We start from the raw sequence: 17,627 nt of genomic DNA on the forward strand, positions 1-17,627 counted from the left end.
CTATATTAAAACTCAGCCAATTCTCTCATCGCTGCTTCTGCTTTATCCGGATTGACCATAAAGAATTTTTCCATTGTAGGAGCATACGGCATTGCCGGGACATCAGGGCCCGCCAACCGCTTAATCGGCGCATCCAAATCGAACAGGCAATGCTCTGAAATGATCGCGGCCACTTCACTCATAATGCTGCCTTCCTTCGTATCTTCGGTCATCAAAAGCACTTTGCCCGTTTTGGAAGCCGCTTCAATAATCGCTTCCTGATCGAGCGGATATACCGTTCTTAAATCAAGGATATGTGCGGAAATCCCGTCTTTGGCAAGCCGTTCGGCAGCCTGAAGGGCGAAATGGACGCACAATCCGTATGTGATGACGGTAATGTCTTCGCCTTCCCGCTTCACGTCCGCCTTTCCGATCGGCAGCACATAGTCGTCACTCGGCACTTCGCCCTTGATCAGCCGGTATGCCCGTTTATGTTCGAAGAACAGCACAGGGTCGTCATCGCGGATGGCCGCTTTCAAAAGCCCTTTGACATCATAAGGCGTCGAAGGCATGACGATTTTCAGGCCGGGCTGATTGGCAAACACGGCTTCAACCGACTGTGAATGGTACAGCGCGCCGTGCACGCCTCCGCCGTAAGGTGCGCGGATGACGATCGGACAGTTCCAGTCATTGTTGGAGCGGTAGCGGATTTTTGCCGCTTCCGAAATAATCTGGTTGACAGCCGGCATAATAAAATCAGCAAACTGCATTTCAGCGACTGGTCTCATCCCGTACATGGCGGCCCCGATTCCGACGCCGGCAATTGCGGATTCCGCCAAAGGCGTGTCCATCACCCGCTCTTCGCCGAACTGGTCGTAAAGACCGGCTGTCGCCTTGAATACACCGCCTTTTTTGCCGACATCCTCCCCTAAAACAAAGACGCGGGGATCCTTTTCCATTTCTTCTTTCAAAGCCAAAGTGACAGCATCTATATATGACATAACTGGCATTGTTCTTCCCCCTTACTCCGCATAAACATGCCGCAGCGCATCTTCCGGATCTGCATAAGGTGCATGTTCAGCATAATCTGTTGCTTCATTGACGATTTTTGTGATCTCATCCGATATTTGCTTCTCAGACTGGTCGTCCAGAAGACCTGCTTCTTTTAAGTATTGTGCGAATTTGTTAAGCGGATCATTTTTCTTCGCCTCCGCCACCTCTTCGCGCTCTCTGTAGCTTCGGTCGTCATCATCGCTGGAGTGCGGGGTCAGCCGGTATGATATCGTTTCGATTAATGTCGGCCCTTCGCCTCTTCCGGCCCGTTCCCTTGCTTCTTTAACAGCTTTGTAGACTTCAAGCGGATCATTTCCGTCAACGGTCACGCCAGGCATGCCGTAACCGACGGCGCGGTCGGAAATGTTTTCGCAAGCTACCTGCTTTTCATAAGGAACCGAGATCGCGTATTTATTGTTTTCACACATAAAAATGACGGGAAGCTTATGCACGGCGGCAAAGTTTGCCCCTTCATGGAAGTCCCCTTGGTTTGAAGAGCCTTCGCCGAACGTCACAAAAGTTGCAATGTCTTTCTTGTCAAGCCTTCCGGCAAGCGCTACGCCCACCGCATGCGGAACTTGCGTGGTCACCGGCGAAGAGCCCGTGACGATCCGGTTTTTCTTTTGGCCGAAGTGGCTTGGCATCTGCTTTCCTCCTGAATTCGGATCCTCGGCTTTTGCAAACGCCGACAGCATTAAATCTTTTGCCGTCATTCCAAAAGCAAGCACAACGCCCATATCTCTGTAATACGGAAGCACATAATCGTTCTCCCGGTCTAAAGCGAAAGCCGCTCCGACCTGGGCTGCTTCCTGTCCTTGACAAGAGATGACAAAAGGAATTTTGCCTGAACGGTTTAAGAGCCACATCCGCTCATCGAGTTTTCTGGCTAAAAGCATGGTTTTGTACATGTCGATTGCTTGTTCATCTGTTAATCCCACTGCTTCATGACGGTTATTGCCCATTTTTTTCACTCCTTCATGCTTTCTAAAAATGAATCGCTTTTCCATCCACGGCAAGGGCGGCTTCTCCGATCGCCTCCGACAGCGTCGGATGCGGGTGGATCGTTTGACCGACTTCCCACGGGGTGGCGTCAAGCACCTTTGCCAGACCGGCTTCAGATATCATGTCTGTCACATGCGGGCCGATCATGTGAACGCCCAAAATGTCATCTGTTTCGCGATCGGCGACGATTTTGACAAAGCCGTCCGTCTCACCGTACACGAGCGCTTTGCCAATCGCCTGAAACGGAAATTTGCCTACTTTAACGCTTTTCCCCTGCGCCTTCGCCTCACCCTCTGTCAAGCCGACCGATGCGGCTTCAGGGCTTGAATAGATGCATTTTGAAACAAGCGAATAATCGATGGCGTGCGGGTTTTCACCAGCAATATGCTCAACGGCCGTAATCCCTTCGTGAGAAGCTACATGTGCAAGCTGAAGGCCGCCGATCACATCTCCTATCGCATAGATGTGGGATTCTTTTGTCTGGTACATGCTGTTTGTCACGATAAAGCCGTTTTCCACCTGGATATCCGTGTTTTCCAGACCGATACCCTCAATATTTGCCTGCCTTCCGACCGATACGAGCATTTTCTCAGCGGAATAGGATTGTTTTTCTCCGTCTTTTTCCGCTTGAATGCTGACCGCATCGCCTTTCTCCAATGTGTCGGGCAGCACTTTTGCTCCCGTGATCATTGTGATGCCTTTTTTCGCGAGCTGCGCCTGCATTTCCCTAGAAATATCGGCATCTTCAGTCGGCAAAATCCGGTCTGCATACTCAATGACGGTGACATCAACACCGAAATCGTTCAGCATGGAAGCCCACTCGATCCCGATGACACCTCCTCCGACGATCAGCATGGAAGCCGGAAGCTGCTCAAGTTCAAGCGCTTCGTCTGATGACAGAACGTTTTCTCCGTCAAGCTCAAGCCCTGGCAGCGACCTGGGCCTTGAGCCTGTAGCGATGATGACGTTTTTCGGTATGAGCATCTCATTTTCATCCCCGTTCGCCATCTCAACGGAAACCGTCCCAGGCATCGGGGAAAAAATCGACGGCCCGAGAATCCGTCCGATTCCTTCGTAAACATCGATCTTTCCTTTTTTCATCAAGTGTTTGACACCGTTGTGCAGCTGGTCAATTATTTTTTGTTTTCTGCTTTGAACTTGAGAAAACCGCAGTCCGACTTCAGGAATGACCACTCCGAATTCGTCCGCCTTTTTTGCTGTCCTGTATACTTCCGCGCTTCTAAGGAGCGCCTTCGACGGGATGCAGCCTTTATGAAGGCACGTGCCGCCGAGCTTCTGCTTTTCAACGACGGCTGTTTTCAGCCCCAGCTGCGAGGCTCTGATGGCGGCCACATAGCCGCCTGTGCCCCCTCCAAGAATCACGAGATCGTATTCAGTTGCCATGACTTTCCCTCCTCTGGTTCGGATACTGTTTTGCCTCTTCTTCGCCGTTCAATACGCGAAATGCACCTTCAGCCAATGCTTGAAGTTCATTTTCTCCTGGAAAGACGACGACATCCGAAATCCAGTCTATGTATTGTCTGATCGAGGAAATAAACGATTTTCCATATGCCAGTCCTCCTGTCAAAATAATGACATCGACTTCGCCTTTTAAGACGGCGCTGGCCGCCCCGATTTCTTTGGCGATTTGATAAGCCATCGCTTCATAGATGAGCGCAGCTTTTTGATCGCCTTCCTTGATCATTTTCTCAACTTTTACCGCATCCGTCGTGCCGAGATAGCCGGCAAGCCCTCCGCCGCCGACAAGCATTTTCATCAGCTCGTCTTTCGTATATTCGCCGGAAAAGCACATATCGATCAGATCACCCGCAGGAATGGTTCCGGCCCGCTCTGGACTGAGCGGACCTTCCCCGTGGAGGCCGTTGTTGACGTCGATCACCCGGCCGCGGCAATGGACGCCGATCGTAATGCCGCCTCCCATGTGGGTGATGATCATTTTCATATCTTCATAACGCTTCCCAAACTGCCAAGCCGCTTTCCTTGCAACTGCTTTTTGGTTGAGCGCGTGAAAAATGCTGCGCCTTTCAATAGCCGGGGTGCCGGAAATTTTTGCGATAGGAGCCATTTCATCCACAACAACGGGGTCGACGATAAAAGCGGGAATATTTAACCCGTCGGCAATCTCCCTGGCGATGATGCCCCCGAGATTTGATGCATGCTGCCCCGCATAGCCGTTTTTCAAATCGACAATCATCGCATCATTGACTTCGTAAGTGCCGCCTTCAATCGGCCGAAGCAGCCCTCCCCTGGCGCAAACGGCATCCAATTTAGAAATATTGATTCCCTGTTCATGCAGGGTTTCGAGTATCGCCTGTTTTCTGAACGAATATTGATCAATAATGGTCTGATATTGCTGTAGCTCAGCCTCGTCATGACGGATTGATTTTTCGAAAATCGAACGGTCATCATGAAAAACGCCGATCTTTGTAGATGTAGATCCCGGATTGATGACGAGAATACGTTTTTCCTGTACCTGCATTGAATTAAAACCTCCAATAGAGAATAGGGGTTATGATTTTAACGTCTGCTTAAAATGTGATGGCCGTTTTGCAAAAATTGGCTTCTCGATTGGCGCATGCGCTCAATTCGTTCTTCCGCCAGACGGTCTGCGGCCAAGTATGTCGGAATGCGGTCGCGCTTCGAAATTTCAAGGACGCGTTCAATGTTTCCGTAGATGCCTTCGACTTTCTTCAGCGCGCGCTCCGAATTATAGCCGTAAAGCTCGTCAGCGACATTGATGACGCCGCCGGCATTGATGACATAGTCCGGGGCATAAACGATGCCCATGTCGTGGATTTGATCACCGTGGCGGGTTTCTTTCAGCTGGTTGTTGGCTGCCCCGGCAATCACTTTGGCTTTCAGCTGCGGAATCGTATCATCGTTGATTGTCGCTCCGAGGGCACACGGCGCATATATATCGCATTCCTGCGAATAAATATCATCCGGATCGACGGCGCGGGCGCCGAATTCGGCGACTGCACGTTCAACTGCTTCTTTGTTGATGTCGGTCACGATCAGTTTCGCGCCTTCTTCGTGGAGGTGCCGGCACAGGTTGTAGGCCACGTTTCCGACGCCTTGAACCGCAACGGTTTTGCCTTCAAGCGAATCCGTTCCGAATGCCGCTTTCGCCGCCGCCTTCATCCCTTTATATACCCCGTAAGCTGTTACCGGAGAAGGATTTCCTGATGAACCGAAAGCAGGTGAAATGCCTGTAACGAAATCGGTTTCGTCATGAATGATGTCCATATCTTCAACGGTTGTACCGACGTCTTCGGCTGTGATGTATCTGCCGTTCAAGCCTTGAATGTAGCGGCCGAAAGCGCGGAACATTTCTTCGTTTTTATCTTTGCGCGGATCTCCGATAATAACGGTTTTGCCTCCTCCGAGGTTCAGTCCGGCCGCCGCATTTTTGTAGGTCATTCCCCGCGCAAGGCGCAGCGCATCTTCAATTGCGGCTTCTTCACTTTCGTATGTCCACATTCTTGTGCCGCCGAGAGCCGGCCCGAGCGTCGTATCATGAATCGCGATGATCGCTTTTAAACCGGACTGTTTATCTTGGCAAAATACCAATTGCTCGTAGTCATACTGTTCCATATATCGAAATAGTTCCATTTTTTATTCCTCCTCATGTCGTGCTTCAGACGTACACAGCGCCAAAGCAATCGAATACAACTTGTTTTCTGCGGAATCGGCCCTGCTTGTCAAGGCGATGGGTGCTTTTGCCCCTGCTAAAATGGCTCCCACTTTTGCACCCGCAAAATGAATCAATGATTTATAAAGGACATTGCCTGTTTCAATTGAAGGAACAAGCAGGATATCGGCCTCGCCTGCTACGATCCCGGAAATGTTTTTATGCCGGGCGGCAAGCGGCGATATCGCGTTATCCAATGCAAGAGGCCCGTCAACAACGCAGTTTTTGATTTGGCCCCGATGATTCATCTGCGTCAAGGCAGCTGCATTCAATGTCGCTTCCATCGCGGGATTCACTGTTTCCACTGCGGCAAGACAAGCGACTTTCGGCATTTGCACGCCGACCGACCTCGCCACGCCGACTGCGTTTTCTAAAATCTGCTTCAGCTCATCAAGCTTGGGGCTGATATTCATCGCCGCATCTGTTACATAAATCAGCCTCTCAAACCCGCTGACTTCAAATGCTGCTACATGTGACAGCACGTGCGAGGAACGAAGCCCGTACTCTTTATTCAAAACGGCTTTTAATAGCACAGCTGTCGGGACATTCCCCTTCATAAGAACATCCGCATTGCCGCTTTTGACAGCTTGAACGGCAATTCTCGCAGAATCCGCCGGCGATTCCGAATGAATGATATCCACGTGCCGTTTTGAAATATTCTGCTCTGTCATCATATGTCTAAGTTTTTCTCTGTGCCCGATCAGCAAGAACCGGGCAAATTGTTTGTCGACCGCAAGTTTGACCGCTTGCAGCACTTCGTCATCTTCCGCATGTGCGACGGCGACCGTTTTATTGTCAAGCTCCGCCGCTTTTTGCAATAGTTGTTTCAGCTTCATAGTACCCACCTTTCTAAGCAAACATCCGCCCACTATATCATGCAAGTTTCGTGCCAGTATGAAAAAAGCGGTTCGGTACTGTGAACCTGTTTACAGTTTGCATGATTTTGCACTCGTTTTTGCAATTTATTGCATGCTATCTTTTGCAAGGTTGTATTTATCCATTTTGTAATAGAGGTTGCGAATGCTGATTCCAAGAGCTTTTGCCGTTTTCGTTCTGTTATATTGATGCTTTTCAAGCGTTTCTTTAATGATATGAGCTTCAAACCGTTCGACCGCATCAGACAGCTTTTCATCTTCAATTTCAGGGAAAGCTTCGCCGGCTTCCACCTTTTTTCTCGGACGGTCCGCTTCAGGAAGATGTTCTAGATCAATCCATTCCATTTGCGGTTTTAAAAAAATCATCGCCCGCTCGAGGACATTTTCAAGCTCTCTGACATTCCCCGGCCACTTCCGCGCTTTTAGCGATTTGAGGGCGTTTTTCGTAAGCCCCTTTACATTGCGCCCGTACTCTTGGTTGATCTTCCCTATCAAATGCCTGCTCAAGGCTTCAATGTCCTCTTTCCGCTGTCTGAGCGGCGGAATCGATATCGGATAGCGATTGATCCGGTAGTACAAGTCTTCGCGAAACCGGCCTTCAGCGAGCGCCTTTTCAATATTGACGTTAGTCGCCGCGATGACCCGGACGTTCACAGGGATCGGTTTGGTCCCGCCGACTCTGACGATTTCTTTTTCCTGAAGAACGCGGAGGAGCTTCGCCTGTGTGTTTAGCGAGAGCTCGCCGATTTCATCCAAGAAAATGCTTCCGTTGTTCGCTTCTTCAAAGAATCCTTTTTTCCCGCCGCGGCGCGCACCTGAAAAAGCGCCTTCCTCATAGCCGAAAAGCTCTGATTCAAGCAGTGATTCCGATATGGCCGCACAATTGACGCGGACAAACTTATTATACTTTCGGTCACTTTCGTTATGTATGGCATGGGCAAAAAGCTCTTTACCCGTTCCCGATTCGCCTCTCAGCAAAATCGTCGCAGGCGTCTTCGCCCCCAATTTCGCCTGTTCCAGCGCGACGAGCATCTGCTCGCTTGACCCGATGATGTCGGCAAATGTATATTTCGCCTCAAGTGTACGGATAATCTGCCGTGCTCTGTTCAGCTCGTTTGTGAGCGATTGAATTTCAGATACGTCGTGAATGACGCCGACGCTCCCTTTTAAAATGCCGTCGACGATAATCGGCGCAACATTGACGATCACTTCTTTTTTATTCGGGCCGACTTTCATTCTGACCCCTCTGACAGGGCGCCTCGTTTCGAGCACTTTCAAATGCATGCTCTCGCCTTCAGATATGTCGGTATTAGCCGGCTTCCCGATCACCTGGTCTTTTGTCAGACCTGTCATCTTCGTATATGCCCTGTTGATCATCATTCCGTTTCCGTTTTCGTCAACGACCGAAATCGCTTCATCGGAAGATTGAATGATCGCTTCAAGCATCGTTCTGACTTCCTTCAGGTTGGTCACCTCTTCAGCCAGCTCGACCGCATCGGTAATGTCCTTAAATATGCTGAGCGCCCCGAGGAGCGTTCCTCCGTCATCAATAATCGGAATTCGGGTCGTGACAATCTGCCTGTTCGGATGGAGAAATTGTTTTTGATGATACTCAGGCTCTCTCGTGTTGAGAATACGCGGCAGCTTCGTCGTCGGGATCACGCTTTGAATATGCTGGCCGATCGCTTCGCTGCGCTTTGTTCCGGTCATAACCTCCGCCATTTTGTTAAACAAAATGATCTCTTCGTTAATGTCGATAAAAATCATGCCGTCATTCATCGAGTTGAAAATACGGTCGTGTTTATACGTCTGCTCTTTTAACATTTGGATGAGCTGCTGCTTTTCATTCATCAGCTGAGAGATGATATAAGCGAGCGATCCCGGCACCACGATCGTTCTGTCGTGCTTTTTTCGCATCAGCTGCTTTAACACGCCGGCGTCTCCGGTCGTCTCAATGATGATGTCGATCTGTTCTGTGATGTATGGCGTCCAGTCGAGTGCCGTTTCGATATCGTTTTTCTGCGCGACGAAAAGCCCGGGAGCTTCCGGATTTTTATCGATGACCGCCTCGATATGCATCGTCTTTGTTTTCAGCAGCAAATCCAAGAGGGCGGTCCCCCCTTTTCCAGCACCAACGATCAGTACTTTTTGCATCATCCCTTTACCCCTTTGTATGAAAAATTTTGCACACTCTCACGTTCTCTTGCAACAATTTGCACAACATCTATGTTATCATGTTTTCCTTTCTTGACAAACTTTTTTTTCAAATAGACAATAAAGGTAAATCTTTGGTAAGGGGATTCGTGTATGGGGAGAATGATCGCACTGCTCGTTTTGCTGATCCCGGGAGGCCTGGCTGCTCTCGGAATTAAATTGATGCGCGACACGGTTTTCGGCATTTTGATCGGCCCGTTTCAGATCCTTTGGCTTCAGGGGCTGGCGGGGTTCATATGCTTCGCAGGCGGCCTTTATTTGTTAGGCGGATTTATTCTATACAGAGACAGAAAACGCAACCAAGTAAGCCCCCGTTTCAGAAAAAAGCAGAGCGGCCGCGAGGTGTGATATCTGTGAACAAGAAAAAGCCGCAGACAATATCTGCGGCTTTTTGCATCTCACATCTCGGCCTTTAATTTTAACGCTTTTTCGGGAAAGTCGGTGAAGAAACCGTCTATTCCCGCAGCAATCAGCTTTTTCATCTCCTCTTCACGGTTGATGGTGAACGGCCTGACCGCTTTTTCTTTCAAATGGGCGTTTTTGATCGTGTCATCCGACATTGAACGGCGATACGGATGAAATCCTGAAGCCGGAATCATCTCAATGTATTCCTCCGGCTTGTAGATGACATCCATGTAAAGCGCAGCCAATTCAATACTTGGATTCAGTCTGTGGCATAACGCAAGGCTTTCATGATTGAATGATGAAAGAATGATCCGGTCTTGAAGGTCGTACGCTTCAATCATCGACATCACTTTTTCTTCCATCCCTTCATAGCGGATAATGCTGTTTTTCAATTCAACATTAAGAAGAAATTCAGCATCTGCCGCCCACTCAAACACTTCTTCAAGGGTCGGCACAGGGACAGAACCGGTTTTTTCGGCAAAACGGTGGCTTGCGTCTCCATGTTTTATTTCCTCATATGTAAGATCTTTCACATACCCTTTCAGTGAAGTCGTCCTGTCAAGCTTTTCATCATGAATGACAACAAGACGTCCGTCTTTTGCCATTTGAACATCCAATTCGATGCCGTCGGCACCAATGGCCGCCGCATGCTTAAACGCCGCCATTGTATTTTCGGGAAAAGTGCCTGAAGCCCCTCTGTGTGCAAATATTTTCGTCATTTCTGGTTCACCTCTACAAGAATTGCAAGTTTATAACCCATTATGAAGGTCTTACTGTTTTCTTTCCACACATAAGGCCTTTTTTAACATAAACATAACACAAGAACCCCGGTCATATACCAGGGCCCTTCTATTATTCATAATAAGATACGACAGCGTCAGCAATCGCGTCTGCAGCTTTTTCCTGATATTCCGGACTTTCGAGTTTATCTGCATCAGTTTTGTTTGTGATAAAGCCCAGTTCGACTAAAACACTCGGCATTTGAGAATTTTTGATGACATAAAACCCTGATTCTTTTACACCTCTGTCCCGAGTGCCCAGCGCATCCGGAAGCCGCTCTTGAATGTCAGATGCCAGCCGTTCGCTGTCAGCGGCTTGATACGTGGAATCGAAATATGTTTCTGTACCGGACGCTTCAGGGACGGCCGAGTTTGCATGAATGCTGATAAACAAGTCTGAAGCATTTTTGCTCGCCTTGGCCACCCGGTCTTCCAGCGTCAAAAACGTATCATCCGTTCTTGAGGCGACTGTGTCGGCTCCTTCTTCTTTCAGCTTTTCATCAATCAGCATTGCCACTTCAAGGTTGACATCTTTCTCAAGCAGCCCGTTTCCGACAGCACCGCTGTCTTCACCCCCGTGACCTGCGTCAACATATACCGTCTTCCCGGAAAGCGGCTCAGCCGCAAAAGCAGCTGGAAAAGCCGCCATAAACGAAAACAGCAGCAAAACAAAACTCTTTATTAACAGTTTCACGATTTGTTCCTCCTACAATCCCTTTTTGCAAACGATCATTCTTTCTTTTTCATATCTTCAAGCTGTAATGTTCCGTCCTCTGCTTTCGTGTACTCCACTTCCACCTTTGTATCATCCTCGATCCCTTTATATTTGTCCCGTTTTTCGGGAGGGACCTGAAACATCGTTTCTTTGCCGTCAATATTGACGGCGACGGTATGCTGGTCCGCCAAACCGACAAAGGTGCCTTCTTTCACGAGCGTTTCCTCGCCTGTTCCTTTTCGGCTCTCATCACCGCTTTGCCCATTATGCTGCGTTGTGCCGCAGCCTGCCAATAACAGCATAGCGAACAGAACAAGGATGACTCCTTTCCTCATGTCGACCACCTCACCCGCTGAATTTTTTACACCCCGTACCTTATCTTTAATACCCGGGGCTGTAAAGCAAGCCGCAGCAGCAGGTTTTCGCCCGCTTTCCCCGTCCAATTCCCCAAGGATTTCCGAATTGTTAGAAGCCATCCGCGTAAAAACGTCTGTGAAAAACGATCTACCCAAGGCGAAAAATGGCTGTAAACTGGAAGAAATCAGATCTTTTTCATCATTTTTATTTTTTTGTATAAAAAAACGTCTTTTTTCTTATGAAAAAAGACGTTTTATTCGGCTTTCGCTTTATATGATCCAGTCTATGACAGCAATGCTCCGAGCGTGAGACAAACTTTGAGAAATAGACGGAAACACAACTGGCTGCCGCGCTATGTAGTTTTTTTGTCAGAACTTGCACGAATGCAAGATCAAATATTCTTTTTAAATCATTTTTACATTTAGGCCTTCATAGCGGATGATCAGCAGCGCTGCTCCATTTCTCATGCTTGTATTTGCCGCTGAACAGCTTGCTTCCGGTCTTTATTTGACGGCGCCTCTTTAATCTTTTTGGCAGGCATGCCGGCTATTGTAATATTTTCCTCAGTGAAAGATTTGTTGACCACGGCGTTTGCGCCAATTGATATGCCGTCAGCAATGTGAATGTCGCCAAAGAGCTTTGCCCCCGGCCCGATCCAGACATTGTCTCCGATTGTGGGAACATCGCGGCGAGCGTGATTTTGTCCGATATTAACCCCTTGATGAATGTCACAGTTTGCACCTATTTTTGCATTGCTGTTTACGATGAGCAATCCGTAATGGTTAATCCTCAACCCTGGCCCGAAAAAATTCACCGGATAGCGAAGATCTGTTTTCGTAAAGATCATCATACCACCCGCTTATTTCATACTTTTAACTCGAGATCGGCTCTTCGAAGAGTTTTACATTCTCCGCCATCTATTTCCTACTTGATACTAAAAGGAAAACAAAAAAAAGGGGGAGCCCCCCTTTTTTGGTTCATCCTTCATAAAAACCAACCCAAGTATTAAAAACATTACTGTAAAATTTCCCTTTGAAATACCATGTTCCATCGCTATCAGAAAATTTGTTACTGAAAACTCCAGAAGATGATTTTACACATTTTGATGATTTACTGCTTTTGAATGAGCTTGGCAAGTCACTTGGACAATTGATATATTGAGCAGTCGGATGTGCAATCACCTCAGATGAATGCGATGCAGCAAATACCGGCGCTGCAGAAATAAGTAAACCAACAGCCAGAGTCGTACCAGTTAATAATTTATTGACCTTCATTTTAAAACAACTCCTTTTCCATTTATTTCATTTCTATTTCATCATATAACATGCAGGTATGTCCAAAAAGTGTACAAATTACAATATTTCGGAATCAATAGATAAGCTTTTAGGATGACTTTACACAATACACACTGTGCTGAAATGATTCACCTTTTTGATCTTACATCGCAAACAGTACATTTGCGGGCAAAAAAACGGCCTCGTTTATAAAAACGAGGCCTTCAAATACTGTATTAAACCCTTCGGATCGTAGCACAATTTCATCGCAATATGGGCGAAAAATTCATCGGAATTACGATAAACTATTCGTTAGAAACAGGTCGAAAATTCGACGGTTAAATCTTCGTTAAAACTGCGTCATATCAACGTTTAAGAAGCCTTATGCTCCAGTCTCAGCTTGTCTGCGACCATCGCGATGAACTCACTATTGGTCGGCTTTGCTTTTGACATGCTGACTGTGTAGCCGAAAAGTGACGAAATCGAGTCGATGTTGCCTCTGCTCCATGCGACTTCGATGGCGTGGCGAATCGCCCGTTCGACGCGGCTTGCAGTCGTGTTGAATTTTTTGGCGATATCCGGATAAAGCACTTTTGTAATGCTGCCGAGCAGTTCGATGTCGTTATATACCATGGAGATGGCTTCTCTTAAGTACAAATAGCCTTTAATATGAGCAGGTACGCCGATTTCGTGGATGATGGTCGTGATGCTGGCGTCCAGGTTTTTCTTCGGCGATTCAGGCTGCGGCCGAAGCACACTGCTTTGAGAGGACGGGGCACGGTGTGTCAATTGAGATCCGTTTCCGCTGACCTGGCGGATATGTCCGACTAAATTCTCCATGTCAAAAGGCTTCAAAATAAAATACGACGCGCCTAAATCTACAGCTTTTTTGGTCACGTCTTCCTGGCCGAACGCCGTCAGCATGATGACATTCGGCTGCTTTTTAAGCTGCGATTCCCTCAGCCTTTCAAGAACGGCCAATCCGTCGAGATGAGGCATGATTATATCCAGCACAAGCACGTCGGGCTCCTTGTCTTTAAACAAAGAAAGGCATTCCTGTCCGTTGTATGCGACACCAAGCACTTCCATGTCGCTCTGTCCCTCGATATATTCGCTTAATAGGCCGACAAGCTCCCTGTTATCATCAGCAACACATACTTTAATTTTCTCCACGTTTCTTCCTCCCCAATGTGTATGTTGATAAATTTCATCATTCTTTTTCTAATATGTTTAATTCGACAGCACCACTTTATTCCCTTTTTTTAAAAAGGATTTTTCCAATAATAGTGGTATGTCTAGCTTTTTCTCTGTTTTTTTCTGATTTTCTCGATTTTTCGACTTAAAATGCGACTTGACAAACCGGGGAACGTGAATTTGTCGAAAAATCTTTTCTTCTTTCATTTTAACGCACAACGCCCAAGAAAAAAAGGCGAAATCAAAAACTGCCGGAGGAATCCGGCAGTCAGCTTGCTTTTTCTTTTTTATAAATATCGATTCCCGCTTCAGACAGCATCCATTCAATATGCACACCGTACCCGCTCGTCGGATCATTGACGAAAACGTGGGTTACGGCGCCAATGATCTTTCCGTTTTGGATGATCGGGCTTCCGCTCATCCCTTGAACGATGCCTCCTGTTTTACTCAACAGCCTCGGGTCGGTGATTTTCAGCACCATGCCCTTTGTGGCCGGAAACTTCTGAGGTGTCGTACTGACGACCTGAATATCGAATTTCTCGACTTTGTCGTTTTCAATAACCGTTAAAATTTGGGCAGGGCCTTCTTTTACTTCATCTGAAAATGCAATCGGAATGGCTTTGTCAGCGATGCGGTTTTTAATTGACTCGTGAAGCGTTCCGAAGATCCCGAATGGACTGTTTCTGTTGATATCGCCGATCACTTTTCGTTCTGATGCGAAACGAGCCAGTTTCTCTCCGGGATTTCCGCCTGTTCCTTTTTCAATCGAGGTGACGGTCGATTTCACGATTTGTCCTTTTTCAACAACGATCGGTTTTTTCGTATCCATATCTGAAATCACGTGGCCAAGCGCTCCGTATTTTTTCGATTTCGGCTCGAAAAAAGTCATTGTGCCGATTCCTGCGGCAGAGTCCCTGATATATAAGCCGATTCTGTATTTGTCTTCAGCCTGGTCTTTTTTCGGAACGAGCTTCGTTTTGATTTCCTGTTTATCTCTTTTTATCGACAGATGTAAGGTTTCTCCTGTTTTTCCGGCCTTTTGAATAAAAGGGGTAATGTCATTCATTTTCTCGATTTTCGTGCCGTTGATTTCGGTGATAATGTCGCCTACCGCGATTCCGGCTGCTTCACCGGGCGATTTTTTGCCTTCAGAGGTATTGATTTGATGAAAACCCACGACCAATACACCAACGGAATGAAGTTTTACACCAATGGACTGCCCGCCGGGAACCACTTTCAAATCAGGCAGGACATTTACTTTCGTTTTTTTAACCGGAAATCCGGCAAAGTCATAGACGAGTTCTGCCTTTCCATTCTTTTCGCCTTTTATTTCCACTTCGTTTTGATTTTCTTTCAATGTGAATGCTTCTGATGATCCATCTTTCGGAGTACTGACGGATAAGCTCGTTTCAACCGCACGGGTACCCGTCTCAAAAATGTTCAAATTTTTTGGTATTACAATGTATTCTTTCACCGGTTTGTAAAATCCTACACTTATTAAAGAAACAAGGAGAATTATACCCACAGCTTTTCTGATTTTTTCAACATCCACCTTTTCACTCTCCTCGCACCTAACCCACACCATATAAATTTCTTTCGCTACATTCATTACTTTTGCCTTCCGGACGGCGATTTATAACTGTGAACGGAAGAAAAACATTGGATAAAATGATAAGAAAGAGTTTGTATAAGAAAATGCCGACAAAAAAATAAGCTGTTCAAAAAATGAACAGCTTATCCGCTGGTTTTGACTAGCTTAGCTTGATTTAAAAGTTCTTTCGCATGGCGCTTCGTCAAATCCGTTACTTCAACGCCGGCAATCATCCGGCCGATTTCCGCTATTTTTTCCTGTTTTGACAAAGGTGTGACGCTTGTTGTTGTTCTCCCGTCTTTCGACTGTTTCGTGATCAAAAGGTGGGTGTCAGCCATCGCGGCCACCTGCGGCAAGTGGGTAATGCATAAAACTTGAGAGCCGATAGAGACGCGGTGTATTTTTTCAGCGATCGCCTGCGCGACTCTTCCGCTTACACCAGTGTCCACTTCATCGAAAATGATCGATGTAACATCCTGCTGAGCGGAGAAAATGCTTTTCATCGCCAGCATGATTCTTGAGAGCTCTCCTCCTGAAGCAACCTTTGACAAGGATTTAAGCGGTTCTCCCGTGTTTGTGGAGATCAGGAAACGAACGGTGTCAATGCCGTGCTTTGTGAGCTGAACAGGCATTCCGTTGACGACGGGTGCATCATCATCCCGTTCCGCTTTTTTCACATGAAATTCCGTATCAAATGTCGATTTTTCCATATACAGATCTTTCAATTCCTGCTGAATCTGTTTGGCCAGCTTTTCCGCCCATTTTTTTCTGATTTCGGACACATTGGCTGCTTCAATCGCCACATCCTTGCCGATTGATTCGAGTCGTGATTTTAAAGCCTGCAAGTGGCTGTCCCGGTTTTCGATCCGGTCGATTTCTTCCTCTATCTTAGCCGAATAAGCTTGGATGTCTTCGACAGTAGCGCCGTATTTGCGTTTCAGCTGTTTGATTTCGTTTAAACGCGATTCGATATAATCGAGGCGCTCGGGGTCGTATTCGAGTTCATCCAGCATATTTCTGATCTGAAAGGTTGAATCTTCGAGAATGTAGTAAGCGTTGGCTACCGATTCAGATACTTTATTGAGCCCTTCATTAATGCCTGAGACGTTTTCAAGCTCGCTTGAAGCCATGCCGACCCAGTCAAGCCCGGCCTGCTCATTGCGAAGCGCATTATAGGCATTTTGCAGCGCTTCGTATATTTTTTCGAAATTTGCAATTTGACGGCGCTCTTCCTGAAGAAGCTCGTCCTCTTTCGGCTCAAGGTTTGCTGATTCGATTTCGTCAAGCTGGAACTGTATTAAATCGAGCCTGTGAGCCATTTCCTGCTCGCTTTCAGAAAGCTCTTTCACCTTCTTCATGACATCCATGTAGCGGCTGTAAACTTCCTGATACGCTTTTAAAGCATTCTCGATTTCTTCTCCTGCGAACCTGTCCAGAAGCTGAAGATGGTGCTCGTCCTCCATCAGCAGCTGATTGTCGTGCTGCCCGTGAATGTCAAGCAGCAGTCTGCCGACTTCCCGCAATGCGGCAATGGTGACAAGTTTTCCATTGACGCGGCAGATGCTTTTGCCGTTTGCGTTAATATCTCTTCTCATGACGATCATGTCGTCCGAGGCTTCAATCCCCAGCTCTGTGCACAAATCAAAAACCGGATGGCCGCCGTCAAGGAGGAAAAGCCCTTCCAATTCGGCCCTTTTTTCGCCATACCTGACATATTCGGACGATCCGCGGCCTCCGACAAGCAAAGAGACGGCGTCGATGATGATCGATTTTCCGGCACCTGTTTCACCGGTTAGAACCGTCAGCCCTTTTTCAAAAGAAACGGTTAATTCTTCGATAATCGCAAAGTTTTTGATCGATAATTCAGCTAACAAGCTTTCATGACACCTCTTTTCAGGCCTTCGTTTATAAAAGCTCCAATATTTTCTTCTGTACGACTTTCGTATCATCATGCGTCCGGCAGATGATCAAAATGGTATCATCTCCGCAGATCGTTCCCATGATTTCTTCCCAATCCAAATTGTCCATCAGCGCCCCGATCGCCTGCGCGTTTCCCGGCATTGTTTTTAACACAATCAGATGGCTGGCTGAGTCGATTTTGACGAATGCGTCCATTAACGATCTTTTTAATTTGGAAAGGGGATTAAAGCGCTGATCAGCAGGCAGGCTGTATTTGTAGGAACCGTTGTTTGTCGGCACCTTCACCAAATGAAGCTCTTTAATATCCCGTGAGACGGTGGCCTGCGTCACATTATAGCCGTCTTTCTTTAAAATATCGACAAGCTCATCCTGCGTTTCAATTTCATTCGCGGTGATAATCTCCCTGATTTTAATATGCCTTTGACCTTTGTTCATTTCACACCTCGTTTTATACACAAATTGTGTATGTTTATACATTTATGTTAAATGATTTTGTCGGAAAAGTACATGTTTGCAGTAAAAAAGGAATAATAGCCCACTATTATTCCTTTTTGCGT

At 47.1% G+C, this 17,627-nt stretch carries 18 protein-coding genes; 2 read left to right on the forward strand and 16 right to left on the reverse strand.

Annotation, left to right across the window (positions count from 1 at the left end; genetic code table 11):
• Positions 1-5: 5 nt before the first annotated feature.
• The 7 genes from TRNA_RS34280 to TRNA_RS34310 form a co-directional block, all read right to left on the reverse strand.
• Positions 6-989: an alpha-ketoacid dehydrogenase subunit beta gene (locus TRNA_RS34280; protein WP_003183332.1), complete on the reverse strand. Its 984-nt coding sequence runs from the start codon at positions 987-989 to the stop codon at positions 6-8.
• Positions 990-1,001: 12 nt separating this feature from the next.
• Positions 1,002-1,994: a thiamine pyrophosphate-dependent dehydrogenase E1 component subunit alpha gene (locus TRNA_RS34285; protein WP_011198107.1), complete on the reverse strand. Its 993-nt coding sequence runs from the start codon at positions 1,992-1,994 to the stop codon at positions 1,002-1,004.
• 22 nt (positions 1,995-2,016) lie between these two features.
• On the reverse strand, positions 2,017-3,438 hold the full coding sequence (gene lpdA, locus TRNA_RS34290; RefSeq protein WP_003183335.1) for a dihydrolipoyl dehydrogenase: 1,422 nt from the start codon (positions 3,436-3,438) through the stop codon (positions 2,017-2,019).
• Positions 3,428-4,534 carry a butyrate kinase gene (gene buk, locus TRNA_RS34295; RefSeq protein WP_009327926.1) on the reverse strand — a complete coding sequence of 369 codons (1,107 nt, stop codon included), beginning with the start codon at positions 4,532-4,534 and terminating at the stop codon, positions 3,428-3,430. The genes lpdA and buk overlap by 11 nt, the downstream gene beginning before the upstream one ends.
• A gap of 38 nt (positions 4,535-4,572) precedes the next feature.
• A complete protein-coding gene (gene bcd, locus TRNA_RS34300; RefSeq protein ID WP_003183340.1) occupies positions 4,573-5,667 on the reverse strand; it encodes a branched-chain amino acid dehydrogenase in 1,095 nt (364 codons plus the stop codon).
• Positions 5,668-5,670: 3 nt separating this feature from the next.
• On the reverse strand, positions 5,671-6,582 hold the full coding sequence (gene yqiS, locus TRNA_RS34305; RefSeq protein WP_003183343.1) for a phosphate butyryltransferase: 912 nt from the start codon (positions 6,580-6,582) through the stop codon (positions 5,671-5,673).
• Between the two features lie 126 nt (positions 6,583-6,708).
• Positions 6,709-8,775 carry a sigma-54 interaction domain-containing protein gene (locus TRNA_RS34310; RefSeq protein WP_011198108.1) on the reverse strand — a complete coding sequence of 689 codons (2,067 nt, stop codon included), beginning with the start codon at positions 8,773-8,775 and terminating at the stop codon, positions 6,709-6,711.
• Positions 8,776-8,928: 153 nt separating this feature from the next.
• Here TRNA_RS34310 and TRNA_RS34315 point away from each other — a divergent pair, with 153 nt between their 5' ends.
• On the forward strand, positions 8,929-9,183 hold the full coding sequence (locus tag TRNA_RS34315; RefSeq protein WP_003183348.1) for a DUF2627 domain-containing protein: 255 nt from the start codon (positions 8,929-8,931) through the stop codon (positions 9,181-9,183).
• A gap of 50 nt (positions 9,184-9,233) precedes the next feature.
• Here TRNA_RS34315 and TRNA_RS34320 read toward each other — a convergent pair whose 3' ends face one another.
• The 3 genes from TRNA_RS34320 to TRNA_RS34330 all read right to left on the reverse strand — a co-directional run bounded on the left by TRNA_RS34320 (position 9,234) and on the right by TRNA_RS34330 (position 11,069).
• Entirely contained in the window at positions 9,234-9,959 is a 726-nt protein-coding gene (locus tag TRNA_RS34320; protein WP_003183351.1) for a glycerophosphodiester phosphodiesterase, read from the reverse strand.
• A 133-nt stretch (positions 9,960-10,092) separates the two neighbouring features.
• A complete protein-coding gene (locus TRNA_RS34325) occupies positions 10,093-10,713 on the reverse strand; it encodes an N-acetylmuramoyl-L-alanine amidase family protein (protein ID WP_003183353.1) in 621 nt (206 codons plus the stop codon).
• A 35-nt stretch (positions 10,714-10,748) separates the two neighbouring features.
• Positions 10,749-11,069 carry a hypothetical protein gene (locus TRNA_RS34330; protein ID WP_003183355.1) on the reverse strand — a complete coding sequence of 107 codons (321 nt, stop codon included), beginning with the start codon at positions 11,067-11,069 and terminating at the stop codon, positions 10,749-10,751.
• Here TRNA_RS34330 and TRNA_RS44155 point away from each other — a divergent pair.
• A complete protein-coding gene (locus TRNA_RS44155) occupies positions 11,068-11,400 on the forward strand; it encodes a hypothetical protein (RefSeq protein ID WP_223307051.1) in 333 nt (110 codons plus the stop codon). The genes TRNA_RS34330 and TRNA_RS44155 overlap by 2 nt on opposite strands.
• 154 nt (positions 11,401-11,554) lie before the next feature.
• Here the strand turns inward: TRNA_RS44155 and TRNA_RS34340 are convergent, their stop codons facing one another.
• The 6 genes from TRNA_RS34340 to ahrC form a co-directional block, all read right to left on the reverse strand.
• Positions 11,555-11,938 carry a serine O-acetyltransferase gene (locus TRNA_RS34340; RefSeq protein WP_003183357.1) on the reverse strand — a complete coding sequence of 128 codons (384 nt, stop codon included), beginning with the start codon at positions 11,936-11,938 and terminating at the stop codon, positions 11,555-11,557.
• A 130-nt stretch (positions 11,939-12,068) separates the two neighbouring features.
• Complete coding sequence (locus TRNA_RS34345) at positions 12,069-12,365, reverse strand: antimicrobial peptide LCI (RefSeq protein WP_003183359.1); 297 nt, start codon at positions 12,363-12,365, stop codon at positions 12,069-12,071.
• A gap of 372 nt (positions 12,366-12,737) precedes the next feature.
• Complete coding sequence (spo0A, locus tag TRNA_RS34350; RefSeq protein ID WP_003183361.1) at positions 12,738-13,538, reverse strand: sporulation transcription factor Spo0A; 801 nt, start codon at positions 13,536-13,538, stop codon at positions 12,738-12,740.
• A 289-nt stretch (positions 13,539-13,827) separates the two neighbouring features.
• Complete coding sequence (gene spoIVB, locus TRNA_RS34355; protein WP_044051837.1) at positions 13,828-15,144, reverse strand: SpoIVB peptidase; 1,317 nt, start codon at positions 15,142-15,144, stop codon at positions 13,828-13,830.
• Between the two features lie 149 nt (positions 15,145-15,293).
• Positions 15,294-17,024 (reverse strand): DNA repair protein RecN, encoded by a 1,731-nt coding sequence (gene recN, locus TRNA_RS34360; protein ID WP_003183366.1) that lies wholly within the window; start codon positions 17,022-17,024, stop codon positions 15,294-15,296.
• Between the two features lie 31 nt (positions 17,025-17,055).
• Complete coding sequence (gene ahrC, locus TRNA_RS34365) at positions 17,056-17,505, reverse strand: transcriptional regulator AhrC/ArgR (protein ID WP_003183369.1); 450 nt, start codon at positions 17,503-17,505, stop codon at positions 17,056-17,058.
• Between the last annotated feature and the right edge of the window lie 122 nt (positions 17,506-17,627).

Source organism: Bacillus licheniformis DSM 13 = ATCC 14580 (assembly GCF_000011645.1).
In the GTDB taxonomy this organism is placed as follows: domain Bacteria; phylum Bacillota; class Bacilli; order Bacillales; family Bacillaceae; genus Bacillus; species Bacillus licheniformis.